The organism is Maribellus mangrovi (assembly GCF_037646455.1).
Lineage (GTDB): Bacteria > Bacteroidota > Bacteroidia > Bacteroidales > Prolixibacteraceae > Draconibacterium > Draconibacterium mangrovi_A.
In genome coordinates this window covers 240,717-253,596 of the sequence record NZ_JBBIXN010000002.1, presented here as the reverse complement: position 1 = coordinate 253,596, position 12,880 = coordinate 240,717, and the positions used below count along the sequence as shown (strand labels likewise).

General features: G+C 41.7%; 14 protein-coding genes. 6 read left to right on the top strand and 8 right to left on the bottom strand.

Features of this window, described 5'->3' with window-relative positions; all coding sequences use genetic code 11:
- Nucleotides 1-239 precede the first annotated feature (239 nt).
- The 8 genes from WFY05_RS09035 to WFY05_RS09000 form a co-directional block, all read right to left on the bottom strand.
- On the bottom strand, nucleotides 240-2,054 hold the full coding sequence (locus tag WFY05_RS09035) for an SLC13 family permease (RefSeq protein WP_340112490.1): 1,815 nt from the start codon (nucleotides 2,052-2,054) through the stop codon (nucleotides 240-242).
- A gap of 366 nt (nucleotides 2,055-2,420) precedes the next feature.
- Nucleotides 2,421-3,230, bottom strand: a complete 810-nt coding sequence (cysQ, locus tag WFY05_RS09030; RefSeq protein ID WP_340112489.1) for a 3'(2'),5'-bisphosphate nucleotidase CysQ — start codon at nucleotides 3,228-3,230, stop codon at nucleotides 2,421-2,423.
- Between the two features lie 328 nt (nucleotides 3,231-3,558).
- The gene (locus WFY05_RS09025) at nucleotides 3,559-4,083 is read right to left on the bottom strand and encodes an ArsR family transcriptional regulator (RefSeq protein ID WP_340112488.1); all 525 of its coding nucleotides are present in this window, start codon (nucleotides 4,081-4,083) and stop codon (nucleotides 3,559-3,561) included.
- Nucleotides 4,084-4,347: 264 nt separating this feature from the next.
- Nucleotides 4,348-5,172: a hypothetical protein gene (locus WFY05_RS09020; protein WP_340112487.1), complete on the bottom strand. Its 825-nt coding sequence runs from the start codon at nucleotides 5,170-5,172 to the stop codon at nucleotides 4,348-4,350.
- Nucleotides 5,173-5,315: 143 nt separating this feature from the next.
- Nucleotides 5,316-5,849, bottom strand: coding sequence for a UpxY family transcription antiterminator (locus WFY05_RS09015; protein ID WP_340112486.1), 534 nt, complete (start codon nucleotides 5,847-5,849; stop codon nucleotides 5,316-5,318).
- Nucleotides 5,850-6,297: 448 nt separating this feature from the next.
- On the bottom strand, nucleotides 6,298-6,954 hold the full coding sequence (locus WFY05_RS09010) for a peroxiredoxin (RefSeq protein WP_340112485.1): 657 nt from the start codon (nucleotides 6,952-6,954) through the stop codon (nucleotides 6,298-6,300).
- 302 nt (nucleotides 6,955-7,256) lie between these two features.
- The gene (locus tag WFY05_RS09005; RefSeq protein ID WP_340112484.1) at nucleotides 7,257-8,219 is read right to left on the bottom strand and encodes a hypothetical protein; all 963 of its coding nucleotides are present in this window, start codon (nucleotides 8,217-8,219) and stop codon (nucleotides 7,257-7,259) included.
- A gap of 3 nt (nucleotides 8,220-8,222) precedes the next feature.
- Nucleotides 8,223-9,659: an MBOAT family O-acyltransferase gene (locus tag WFY05_RS09000; RefSeq protein WP_340112483.1), complete on the bottom strand. Its 1,437-nt coding sequence runs from the start codon at nucleotides 9,657-9,659 to the stop codon at nucleotides 8,223-8,225.
- 197 nt (nucleotides 9,660-9,856) lie between these two features.
- Between WFY05_RS09000 and rpmB the strand changes: the two genes are divergently transcribed.
- From rpmB to WFY05_RS08970, 6 genes are all read left to right on the top strand, one after another.
- Nucleotides 9,857-10,099, top strand: a complete 243-nt coding sequence (rpmB, locus tag WFY05_RS08995; RefSeq protein ID WP_340112482.1) for a 50S ribosomal protein L28 — start codon at nucleotides 9,857-9,859, stop codon at nucleotides 10,097-10,099.
- A gap of 11 nt (nucleotides 10,100-10,110) precedes the next feature.
- Nucleotides 10,111-10,293, top strand: a complete 183-nt coding sequence (gene rpmG / locus WFY05_RS08990; protein WP_340112481.1) for a 50S ribosomal protein L33 — start codon at nucleotides 10,111-10,113, stop codon at nucleotides 10,291-10,293.
- An 8-nt stretch (nucleotides 10,294-10,301) separates the two neighbouring features.
- Nucleotides 10,302-10,454, top strand: a complete 153-nt coding sequence (locus tag WFY05_RS08985) for a DUF4295 domain-containing protein (protein ID WP_340112480.1) — start codon at nucleotides 10,302-10,304, stop codon at nucleotides 10,452-10,454.
- 153 nt (nucleotides 10,455-10,607) lie between these two features.
- Entirely contained in the window at nucleotides 10,608-11,558 is a 951-nt protein-coding gene (gene ftsY, locus WFY05_RS08980; protein ID WP_340112479.1) for a signal recognition particle-docking protein FtsY, read from the top strand.
- A 2-nt stretch (nucleotides 11,559-11,560) separates the two neighbouring features.
- On the top strand, nucleotides 11,561-11,893 hold the full coding sequence (locus WFY05_RS08975) for a TraR/DksA family transcriptional regulator (RefSeq protein ID WP_340112478.1): 333 nt from the start codon (nucleotides 11,561-11,563) through the stop codon (nucleotides 11,891-11,893).
- Between the two features lie 91 nt (nucleotides 11,894-11,984).
- Nucleotides 11,985-12,869 (top strand): fructosamine kinase family protein, encoded by an 885-nt coding sequence (locus WFY05_RS08970; protein ID WP_340112477.1) that lies wholly within the window; start codon nucleotides 11,985-11,987, stop codon nucleotides 12,867-12,869.
- The last annotated feature ends 11 nt before the right edge of the window (nucleotides 12,870-12,880 follow it).

Here is a 12,880-nt window from a genome sequence, read left to right as displayed (position 1 = left end):
TTTGCTCTTCGTACTTCATCTTCACAAAGCCTAAGTTCGGACGGGTGATCTCCTCATATCTTCGGAGCTTCCCGCTCTCACCAGGGCTTTGTTTTGATTCAGCACTTGATCAAAAAAGGCCAAAAGTTTTGCTTATTCTTAATGAGTTAATCATAGTTCATCAATTGCTTGGTGTGTTGGCCCCCTTTAGGGGATAGAGGGGGCTGAAGGCTCTCGGCTCTTAGCTCCATGCCCTTTGCTCATAGCTCAAAGCTAAAACTCCAAATCAACGGTATCAGCCAGATACTAAGCAGAAAGGTGAGTAGCTGCAGCGGAAAACCTATGCGAAAAAAGTCACCTTTCGAATAGTGTCCGATACCTTTAATGATCAGGTTGGCACGGTATCCGCGGGCTGTCATGAAACTGGCGGCTCCCGCAATGGCAATTCCCACAAAAAAGGGTCTGGGATCGACCTGCAACATCTGGCTGGCCACAATGGCAACCGGAAACACCAGTGCCACAGCGGCGTTGTTGGTAATTATTTCGGATAACAATACGGTAAAAACATAAAGTAATGCCAGGACGCCCAGCGGACCCAGATCGTGCACGGTCTGGATAAATTCGCGGGCCAATGCATCGGCAATACCGGTATTTTTTATGGCGTTGCTGACGGCAAAAGCCGAAGCGATCATGATCAGGAGGTCCCAACTGATGTTTTTGGTGTAGTTCTGCCAGGGCAGCACGCCCAGCCAGATCATCAGCATGGCGGCAATGGCTACCATCACAAAAATATTCAAGCGGATACCAAAACCATACGAGACCATCTCGTTGATCAGTATACCGGCCACCATTCCCGTGAGGATAAAAAAAGCAATCCATTTTTTTCGACTGGTCTTTTCAACGGGCATGTCCTGCACATGATTCACAAGGTAGAACATATGACGGTCGCCCCAGTTTTTTTCAAACTGATCGGTGGACAACAACACCAGGTTGTCGCCTACCTTGAGTTCAAGGGAATTGAGGTTGGCTGTAATGCGTTCACCATTGCGGTGGATGGCCATTACCACGGCATTAAAGTGCTCGTAAAAATGATAATCCTTAAGCGTCATTCCCAGTCCCGCGAAGCGCGGAGAAAGTACCACTTCGTATTTTTTGAGTTCACCCGGCGGTACATCCCGCAGGGCTTCAATGCCTTTTAGCGTAACTTCTTTGTGCCCCAAAATATAATTCAGGCGGTCGGACCTTCCGGTCAGGAGCAGTTCATCATCCTGCTGGATCTTTATGCTGCCGGTACCCGGATGGATGACCTTGCCTTGGCGTTCGATTGCAATAACCATGAGGCCTGCCAATCCTTCAACGGTGTTGTTATTCACTTCCACACCGATCAGGGCACTTCCGGGCTTTAGCAAAACATTATAATGATAATCTTTTACCTCGGTTTTCTTCCTGCGCAACAGGATGCGTTCACCGGGGAGTAGCCAGTTACCGAGGAAAGCCATGTAAACAAAGCCAAAGCCGCCAACAATAAGTCCCAGTTTGGCAAGTTCAAAGAGATGAAGCCCTCTGTAACCGTTTTCGAGCATAAGCCCGTGCACCACCAGATTAGAAGAGGTGCCGATAAGCGTACACATCCCTCCAAAGATAGCAGCATAGGAAAGGGGGATCAGAAATTTTTTGTATGACAGGTTCATCATACTGGCCCATTTTATTAGGATCGGTGCTACGTTCACCACGATGGGCAGGTTGTTTAGAAAGGCCGATAAGAGCGATACCGGCACCATAATACGCGGCAAAAGAAAGGGCATTTTGTTCTTTTTGCGTGGCAAATAAGCTTTGGCCAGCCGGGTGATCAACCCCGATTGTTTGATCCCCTCGTTAACCAGGAACAGCACCCCGATGGTGATTACCCCGGTGTTGGAGAAGCCTTTGATCATTTCCTCAGCCGAAATAATCCCGGTGGCTAAAAAGATCACCGCAGCGCTAAAAAGTATTAGTCCGGGCCGAAGCAGTTCAAAAATAAATGCAACCAGGATATAAATAATCACTGCAATGGCTATGATAATGTCGATGGACATGTTTTAGTTTAAAGTTCAGAGTTAAAAATTGAAATTAGTAATTTAACGTGACTTATTGAATATTAAAAAGCTTATATCTGCCTTACTTTTTATTGATTTTGTTTCCAGAGAAATAAACTTGTGGATGCAACTCTTAGCCTGAAACAGATTCCTCACTGCGTTCGGAATGACAAAGGTAAATATGGCTCTGCGGCGTTACTTAATTTTTAGTTTTAGGCAATTTGTATTTACGCCGCGGAAAATACACCATCACATGTCATTCCGAAGGACGTAGGACTGAGGAATCTTTTTTTTATAGGATTACCTGATGTCCATTAAACCAAATTTTCTAACCATATTCGAGGCTTGATGCTTACAGCACAAGGCTCACTTCACCACAAAATACGGATTCAACAGGTTTTCCTTATTGTACCGGAGTTCCCGGCTGAAATCAGTCAGCCAGAGTTTTTTGCCGGCTGCATTGGCAATGGCATGACCGGCTGCTGTATCCCATTCCATGGTAGGACCAAAGCGTGGATACTCATCGGCACTGCCTTCAGCAACCATACATATTTTTAAAGAACTTCCCCGGGATACGATCTCAATTTGTGAGTGATCCGGCCGGAGTTTATCGATATATTCTTGGGTTTCGACACTCATGTGCGAACGGCTGCCTACAATTTTAAAAGTCGTTTCATCGCTTCCGGAAACAGGAAGTTTTATGCCGGATGTTGTCAAGGTCTCTAAAGTACAATCTTCATCTGCTTTTTCGAGTTTCCGGGCACCGGTTTTTGGGGCCCCATAGTAAAGAATACCCGTAACAGGAACATAAATGATTCCCAGCACCGGAACCTGATCTTCCACCAAGGCGATATTGACTGTAAACTCACCGTTCTTTTTAATAAATTCCTTGGTGCCGTCCAGCGGATCGATGAGCCAGAATCGTTTCCAGTCTTTTCTTTCCTCATAAGAAATGGCTTTTCCTTCTTCACTTAGAATCGGGATGCCGGTGTCTGCTAAAAGATCTGCAATGACCCTGTGACTGGTCTTGTCGGCGATCGTCAGCGGTGAATTGTCGGCTTTGCGCTCGATAGAGAAATCAGAATCCGGATCATTATAAATATTTAAAATTTCTTTCCCGGCTTTAATAGCTGCGTTAATGGCAGTGTTTATTGTATTTGTGCTGATCGTGTTCATTCAAAATTTTTATACCTGAAAACTGATGTTTGTGGTTGGCGGTGCAAAAGGTCTTTGTTTTGATAGTGCTACTCAATGCGATGTGAAATACCAATTATTGGATCGTCATTCCGAAGGAGGTATGCTGCTACGTTTTTTAAGCCTTTTGTATATCCTTTTGTGACAGCGATTTGACATCATTATTTTTCACATGCGGTGTTACAGCTATGTCAATAATGAACAAACAGCTTATCAAGGTAATTTATTTTAATAGTGTTGATTTCCCAGCACCGACATGAATCTTGAAATAAGCTGAAATCTTTAACTTACACAGATCCGGACTCCTGCATCAGGCTTTCCAGATGAGCAGTGATTCATTATTCTCAAGATATGCGTCTTTTTCATCCGGATTAAGAACAAGGTAGCGTAATCTTCTTTCGATGTGCTTTTCAGCTTTTTGCACCAGTTCGGATAAATACGTCCGGTTAATGTTTTGCCCAATCAGTAGTAGGTCTACTACCTTCGACTCTTTACCGATGGCAAGATCACCGATCAGGTAGGCTTCATCCAAATCGCCGACATTGGAAACCACCTGTTCAACGATCCGGTCTATACCAATGGTTTTCTTTACAATGTTATGAATGTCGGCATACAACGGATGCTCGGTATTCGCCTGAAAAAACTTTTTATTGCCTTCCGTTTGAGCATTGAGCAGACCGGCCGATTCCAGCCGGTTCAATTCCATTCTGATGGCATTGGTCGATTCTCCGAATTCCGTCTCCAGGTTGCGCAGGTAGCTCCGGGTATCCTTGTTCAAAAAGAATTTCAACAAAAGTTTCAACCTCGTCTTGCTGGTAATAAGCGATTGAAGCATGGATTATTTTCTCTGGGATGAAATGAATATCATTTGGAGTTCGTATGATAAAAGAAATCTGGGTTTTTCACAGCTCCGCCTCCTCACTTACAGGAAGCTGTACGAGTTGAAGTAAATGTTGAGTAACAAATATACTCATTCTTGCAAAATGTGATTTCAATTTAGCTAATTGCTTACAAAAAGAAAACATTTTAATACTCGTTAAAAAAATGGAATCGTTGTATGCTTTCGGTTCTTATATAAAAAGATTTGTTAACAGCGAATTTATCTCGAAAATGGAAGATTAGGAGCTAAATTGCTTTTGGAGGATCTGCCTCTTTTCCTTTTTCCTGATGATTGGTAAAATAAACCTATTTTAAGTTCTGAATATAATCCACCAAATCCCAGACGTTGTTCATTCGTATCGAAATTAAAAACGGCATCCAGGTAATCATAATTTGTATAATTACAGGTGAAGGTAATGTTCATGAAAAAATTGGGCGAGATGTAACTTTTAACACCTGCTGTGGCGAAGAATATGGTCGAAGACATACTAAGATCGGGATAGTTTTCAGTACCCTTTCCGGATGTGGACTGACCGTTTTGGAACAATTCTACTCCGTAAGAAATGTAACCCGCGCCTAAACGAACAAAAGGCTCGGGTTTCATTGTCTCGCTAATGTTGCTGAATGAGCGAAAATAGTATCCGACAAAAAACTTGTTCTGGATAAGACGGTTGTTGTATTCTAAGGGGCTTTCCAGGTCACGGATAAAGAATTGATTTCCCTGTAATTTGTATTTGTTATTCGAACCGGACGGATCTTTAAGTGTACCCCCCAGATGACTTATTCCAAATGAAGTACCCACTTCAAAATGATTATAGAGCAGTTTTGCAATTTCAAGGTCGCCGGCAAAACCTGATTTCTGGTCAAATTCGGTATAATGTTGTTTGAAATCAGAACTGACTTCGGTGATCATTTTTGAGGTACCGGCATTTCCTCCAATAATTATTCCAGATACCGGATTTTGTGCTAAAACAGAAGTTGATAAAAGCACAACTGCAACAGATAGCAGTAGATTTAGAATAGGTATCGGCGCGTTTATTTTCATGGTGTACAAGACCACATTTCTGCAGATTATCGCCTGCTGTTTGATCTTTTTTTTTGACAAATTGTTAAAAAATGATAGTACTACAAATCGGATTTTGCTTACTGTTTAATCCACGAATTCTCACAACCGGATTTTAACACGGTTCAGGTTAATAAATTTTGTTCGGGGCTGGCACTTAGAATTTCAGCCGGAACCTCCACCATTATGGATTTATCGATTTGTTCAATCCGAAGCAGGAACTTGTTTTTCCCACGTATTTCGCTCAATTCACCTTTTAGTCCCATAAGTGCGCCCTCAAGGATTTCAACTTTTTTGCCGATCTCGAAGCTTTCGTGTGTAATTTCCACGTTAAACTCATTTTGCTGGAGCAGCTTTTTTAAGGCTTGAATCTGGTCTTCACGAATAAGGGCTGCTTTGCCTTCAAAGGTAATGTAACAGACTACATGATCGGTCTGCAGTACATTGTCGTATTCTTTTCGATCAACGTACACAAAACAATATCCCGGAAGCAGGGGGGCATCTATCCATTTTTTACGGTCTTTCCACTGGCGCTGTTTTTTTTGTAATGGTAAAAAACATTCTATGCCTTTTCTTTCCAGTTCGGATTGAACCTTTTTTTCGGCTCTTGACCGGGTATAAACGGCATACCATTGTTTTGATCCTTGTCTGAAATTCATGCAGTATTTAGTCTGTTATAACGCTGCAAGTAAATAAAATCCTTACAGAATGCAAACAGGATAATGGATGATTTTTGTCGGGTGTTTTTGCGAAAAAGTTTAAAGGAATGATTGTTATAGATACTACGTATCCGTTTAAAACAAAACAATCATGATTACCGGGAATCATCAGCAGGAATGAAAATGAATTTAATTGCAACTTCTTTACCCACTCTCCTGTCTCTCCCTTAAGGAATGGAGAGACGATTAGTCTCCATTCACAGCAAAGATTGAGCTGATTAATTGATCTGACGGAGCAAAGATTCTAGTCGCCAATCGTCCTTCCTTGCTTGCAGGGAAGGATCAGAGGATGGGTACAAAAGAACCAAGATAGGATAGACTTCCAGAAAACAAAAAGGGCTGTCCGTACTGAACAGCCCAATTAATATTGCATTGGATGGTTGTCGATTTAAACGTCCAGGTCCTTTTTGGCCAGGTAGAAATCGACCATTTCGTAATCGCTTTTTTCGCGTTCTTCCATATCGGCCACGGTCTTAGGCGGAGGAACAATAACTTTTTGTCCGGGTGTCCAGTCCAGTGGTACAGCTACGCTGTATTTATCGGTTACCTGCAATCCTTTTAATACTCGGAGAATCTCATCCATGTTACGCCCTACATTCAGCGGGTAGTACATGATCAGACGGATCTTTCCTGTAGGATCGATAAAGAATACCGCACGCACAGCAGCAGTTTCACTTTCGTTAGGCTGCAACATACCGTACAGTTGTGATACTTTCATATCGATATCGGCAATGATCGGGAAATCGAACAATACGCCGGTGTTCTTTTTAACATTATTTACCCAGGCAACATGAGCATGGATGCTGTCGATACTTAAACCGATCAGCTTGGTGTTCAGTGCACGGAACTCATCGCCACGCACCGCAAAACCACTCATTTCGGTGGTGCAAACCGGTGTAAAATCAGCAGGGTGTGAAAATAAAATAGTCCAGCTGTCTTTGATGTATTCTGAAAATTGCAGCGGACCGTGAGTTGTGTTTGCTTTAAAGTCGGGTGCCATATCGCCTATGCGTGGCATTTGTGTAACTTTCTGTTGTTCTTCCATGATTTTTAATTTTTATTTAGAATCAATCAAATTTACGAAATTAAGAACGTCCGACCTGCATGAATAGACGTTTTTTTGATTGTTATTTTTGATAGTTATTTGGAAATATCTATCAGGAATTTTTTTGGGTTAATTTGGAGATATTCAAGTTTAGGTTTTTGCATGAAACCTGCCTCGCAACTGATGTTTTGACTAAATACTCTTTATGTTTGACTTTTAGAGCTGCTTTCTGATTTGTAGCATTTGCATTTTAAATACTTTATGAAGTTGTCTATCATTATTGAACAAATGATTATTAAATGCTATTCCGTTGAATGCAAAGCATCCTCCAAAAAAGGGACAATGAATTTGGAAGCAGCTGTTGCCCCAGAATCGTTAAAATGAGTGGCATCTTTCCAGTTGGCGCTATCGTTAATAAGTTCTTCAGGAAGTATGATCACGGGGGCTATAAGTTCGTAGTAGGTTTCCAGCAGGGGCTCTTTCAAGTTTGAGCCTGATTCGGGTAAGTAAACAAAAAGCAAGGTGCACTGATTTTTATTTGCTAGTTGAGCAATTCTCTTAAGGTAATGTTTTGAATAATTCAGCTCTATATCTCGAACAAGCTGTAACTTTTGCTTGTTTAAGCGGCGGTGCCATCTTGCTGAATTTTCTTTTATAACTGCTTCATCTACAACATTCGAGGAAGGGCGATGGCCGAAATCCGGGTATTGATTATCAGCGATGACTCGATTTCCACCGGTAATCTTATTGCGCAACGCTTCAAATCTTACCGCGATTCCCTTCCAGATAGATGTGAAATAACGCTGGTTAAAAAATATCAGAGCACCAAAAAGGTCTTTGCTTTCTGCGAGATACGGAAAAACAGGATGACTTTTTTTAGGTTCGTCTTCTGCCACTTCAACAACCAAAATTTTCGGATGTTTCTGATCTAAAAGGTCTTTCAGCATCACATACTGGATATCTCGTCCACGACGGCAGTAACCGTAATTCACTACCTCGATGTTTTGGTCGGTTATAGAATTGAGTTCTTCTGAAATAAACTGATCCATAAAAGCACTACCGGTTTGTGAAGCCCCCGAAAAAACTATGTCGACAGGCCGTTCGTCTTCAAAAATGCGATGGTACATCCAGCTGGCTTTGTTGTCGCATTCGCCTTTTACAAAATGATAAGCGAAATCTTTATCAAGCGGAAATGAAAACAAAACAACAATACCTGTGATGAAGGGCAGGGAAAAGAGGACGCTATTTTTAATTAATTTCTTCACCTTTTAAAATTGAAAGTAGATAAATTGTGGCGCCGAGTTCAATACTCCGAAGACCAGGATCACAATAATAATAATATAAAAAACGCTCCATTGAACAGGACGCGACAGGCCCGAAAGTAATTCATCGAATGACTTTTCTTTCATAAGGTATTCAACGAGAAGAAACACAGGAAAGATAAAAAATAAAATCCTGCCCACATTTGTAAAATTTCCACTGTTGAATAAAAGCGAAACGAAATCGCCCAATTCAGGGTTTCGGAAAATATCTGTAAATAGTATCGAAATGTGCTGCCAAGATTCGGCCCTGAAAAATATCCAGCTAACATTGACCAATATAAAGGTGATCGCCCAGCCACTTAACTGTTTCAGCTTTTTTGAATTTTTATTTCGGGAAGTAATAAAATGTTCTGCGATTAAAAGTATTCCGTGGAATGCGCCCCAAATCAGAAAAGTAACATTTGCACCGTGCCACAATCCTGAAACCACAAATGTGATAAAGATGTTTCGTATCCAAAAAAATGAACTCCCCCGATTGCCGCCCAAAGGAATGTACACGTAATCGCGAAACCAGGTTGAAAGCGAAATGTGCCAGCGGTGCCAGAATTCGCGAAACGAAGCTGCCAGGTAGGGGGTTTTAAAGTTGGTCATTAGTTCAATACCAAATAAACGTGCCGTGCCAATGGCAATGTCGGAATAGCCCGAAAAATCGCAGTAGATCTGATAGCCAAAGAGAAAGGTTGCAAAAACGATCGCCCAGCCGCCAAACTGATCCGGTTGTGCGTAAACTGGATCCACAATATTTGCCAGTTGGTCGGCGATCACCATTTTCTTGAAAAAGCCCCAGAGCATCAGTTTTAAACCTGAAGTAGCCTGGTCGTATTTGAACAATGGACGTTTTTCGAACTGAGGAATCAAACGCGCAGCACGTTCAATAGGACCGGCAACCAGCTGCGGGAAGAAAGCAACAAATGTAAAAAAGGTGAGTATCGACCGGGTTGGTTTTATTTTGTTCCGATAAATGTCGATGGTGTAGCTGAGAGTTTGAAAAGTGTAAAAACTAATGCCGACTGGAAGTATAATATTTAAGGTGCTCCAGCTTTTATTGATATCGATTCTGGTTAACGTATGAAAAGAATCGATAAAGAAATTGAAGTATTTAAAAAAGAACAGGATGCCGATATTGACCACTAAGCTGGCCGAGAGTAATAATTTTCGGGTCGTTTTTTTAGTATTGCGAAAAAGATATTGTCCTATAATAAAATCGGTGAGCGAACTGATGACGATCAAAATTAAAAAACGCCAGTCCCACCAACCGTAAAAAATATAACTAGCAACCAATAATATAAGCTTGCCGGCCTTAGCATTTAAAGTTGTTGCTTTCCAGTATGTTGCAAATGTGATGAGCAGAAAAACAAAGAAGACAGAGGTATTGAAAAGCATTATTTGTGTATCTTTGGCCTGAAATTAAAACTTATTCAAACAGTAGTTTTTTATCGGGCCATAAATAGCTAACAATTTAATGTTAATTGTTTTTGCAAAAATTGCAGGAACTATTTGATTCTTTTCCAAAAAAGTATTTTCTTTGCACTCCGTTTTGAATGACGTGTTAGGTTGAACATCAAGAAATTATAATAAAAATGTCACGAGTTTGTCAAATAACAGGGAAGAGAGCAATGGTGGGAAACAGTGTTTCACACTCTAAAAGAAGAACGAAAAGACGTTTCAATGTGAATCTCTTCAAAAAGAAATTTTACCTGCCTGGCGAAGATCGTTGGGTACAGTTAACGGTTTCTGCTGCGGGAATGCGCACAATAAACAAAAAAGGTTTAAAGACTGCATTGGCCGAAGCACAGGAAAAAGGTTTTGTAGATAAAATTTAAAGATCTGAGAGATGGCTAAAAAAGGAAACAGAGTACAGGTAATACTTGAATGCACAGAGCATAAGGATAGTGGCATGCCGGGAACTTCACGGTACATTACCACTAAGAACAGAAAGAATTCTCCGGATCGTATGGAGTTGAAAAAATACAACCCGATCCTGAAGAAAATGACAGTTCATAAAGAAATTAAATAAGTGTAGACATGGCAAAGAAGGCAGTAGCAACATTACAGAAAGGTGCCGGTAAAGGTTATTCCAAGGTTATTAAAATGGTAAAATCGGAAAAAACCGGAGCGTACGCTTTTAAAGAAGAAGTTGTACCGAACGACGACGTTAAAACTTATTTCAAGAAATAAGAACATATAATGTATAACAGGGGAAGCTTTCATTTTAATGAAAGCTTTTTTTGTGCATGTAAACGTATCGTTTCTGCAAGCAGGATGGGCCTTGAACGGTCGATGTTATCAATCTAAATAAAAGTATTATTTTAGCCCGTAAATCAAATAACTATGGCCTTATTCGGTAATTGGAACAAGAAGAAAAAGGAAAGCCTTGATGAAGGCCTTTCGAAGACCAAGGAAAGCGTATTCAAAAAACTGAGTCGCGCGGTAGTTGGGAAATCGAAAGTGGATGATGAAGTTCTGGATAACCTTGAAGAGGTGCTGATTACTTCAGATGTTGGGGTGGATACTACCTTAAAGATCATTGAACGGATTGAGGAACGTGTGTCGCGTGATAAATACATGGGAGTTAACGAACTCAATGATATCTTAAAGGAAGAAATTGCAGTATTGCTAGAGGAAAACAATTCGGGCGATGAATCGGATTTCGACCTTCCAGCAACCGAAGGTCCTTATGTTATTATGGTGGTTGGCGTAAATGGTGTTGGAAAAACCACCACCATTGGGAAACTCGCGTACAATTTTAAACAGGCCGGTAAATCTGTTGTTTTGGGTGCCGCCGATACTTTTCGGGCTGCAGCCATCGAGCAGCTTGAAATTTGGGCACAACGTGTTGATGTTCCTATTGTTAAACAAAAAATGGGATCCGATCCGGCATCGGTAGCCTACGATACCCTGGCATCGGCCATTGCCAGTAAAGCTGATGTAGTGATCATCGATACGGCTGGGCGTTTGCACAATAAAGTGGGTTTGATGAACGAGCTGTCGAAAATTAAAAAGGTAATGCAAAAACTGGTGCCTGATGCACCCCAGGAAGTTTTGCTGATTTTGGATGGCTCGACCGGACAAAATGCCTTTGAGCAGGCCAAGCAATTTACCAAGGCCACCGAAGTTACCGCTATGGCCCTTACTAAACTTGACGGAACAGCTAAAGGCGGAGTGGTGATTGGTATTTCCGATCAATTTAAAATTCCGGTGAAATACATCGGTATCGGCGAAAAACTCGAACACCTGCAGATCTTTCGCCGTCGCGAATTTGTTGATTCATTATTTTCATAGAAATGGCTGAAATCAACCGTGCTGAAATACGGAAAAAGATCGAGGCTGAAATTGACAAGACTCAAAAGTTGGTTGAGGAATATACCGAACTTACCAGGCCCATTGAACCCGAAAATGCCATTGGACGAATTTCCCGGATGGATGCTATTCAAAATAAGAGTGTGACCGAGTCCGCTCTTCGAAAAACAAAAGAAAAACTCGAAAAGCTGAAGTTTGCTCTGACAAAGGTTGACGAAGATGACTTCGGGCTTTGTGCAAACTGTAAAAAGCCCATTCCGTTGGGGCGTATTTTGATCATGCCACAATCGAGAACCTGCGTGGCCTGTTCCCGTTGATTCATTTTATTTTTCTAAAGTCCCCGGATTTCTGATTTCATAAATTACTTCTTATCTTTCAGTAATACTCATTCTGTAACCAGCAAGATTTATGACTTCTGAAATCGTAATTCGTGATGTGGAACAAAAGATGACCGAAACATTTGGCGAGCAGGTAAAGGTCTTATCGTCAAATACACTTGGCGGAGGATGTATCAATCATGCATCGAAACTGGACACAAATGTTGGCACTTACTTCTTAAAGTGGAATGCTAATTGTCCCGCTGACATGTTCCAGCGCGAAGCAGAAGGGCTCATCGAGCTCGAAAAGGCCGCATCCGGTGCTTTGAAGATTCCAAAAGTAATTTGTTACCGCGAAGTGGGAGAGCATCCCGGTTTTTTGGTGATGGACTATTTTGCCCCGGGATCGACCGGTGATGCGGATGAAAAACTCGGCAGGGGGCTGGCCATGATCCATCGGTATAAAAACGATACATTTGGTTTTGAGCGCAACAATTATTGTGGCGATACTCCCCAAAGCAATCAGCAGGAAGAGGATTGGATCACTTTTTTTCGCGAACAGCGGCTCAATTACATCCTTAGCCTGATCAGGCAACAGCGTTCGTTATCGGTCGAAGAACGAAAAGTATACGAAAAACTTTCCAGACGCTTATCGGAGTTGATTCCGGCAGGAGAGCACCCTTCACTGATACACGGTGATTTATGGTCGGGCAACTATATGCTGACATCTGACGGACCGGCCCTGATCGATCCGGCCGCCTATTACGCGAACCGGGAAATGGAATTTGGCATCGTAACCATGTTTGGAGGTTTCTCATCCCGTTTCTTTGCCGCCTACAACGAAGTATATCCGCTGGATAAGGATTGGCAAAACCGAAATAAACTTTACCAGTTGTACCACATTTTAAATCATTATTACCTTTTTGGGGGCGGCTATGGTGCACAGGCATTGCGGGTGGCCAAAGCTTATTTATAAAAACAAAATTA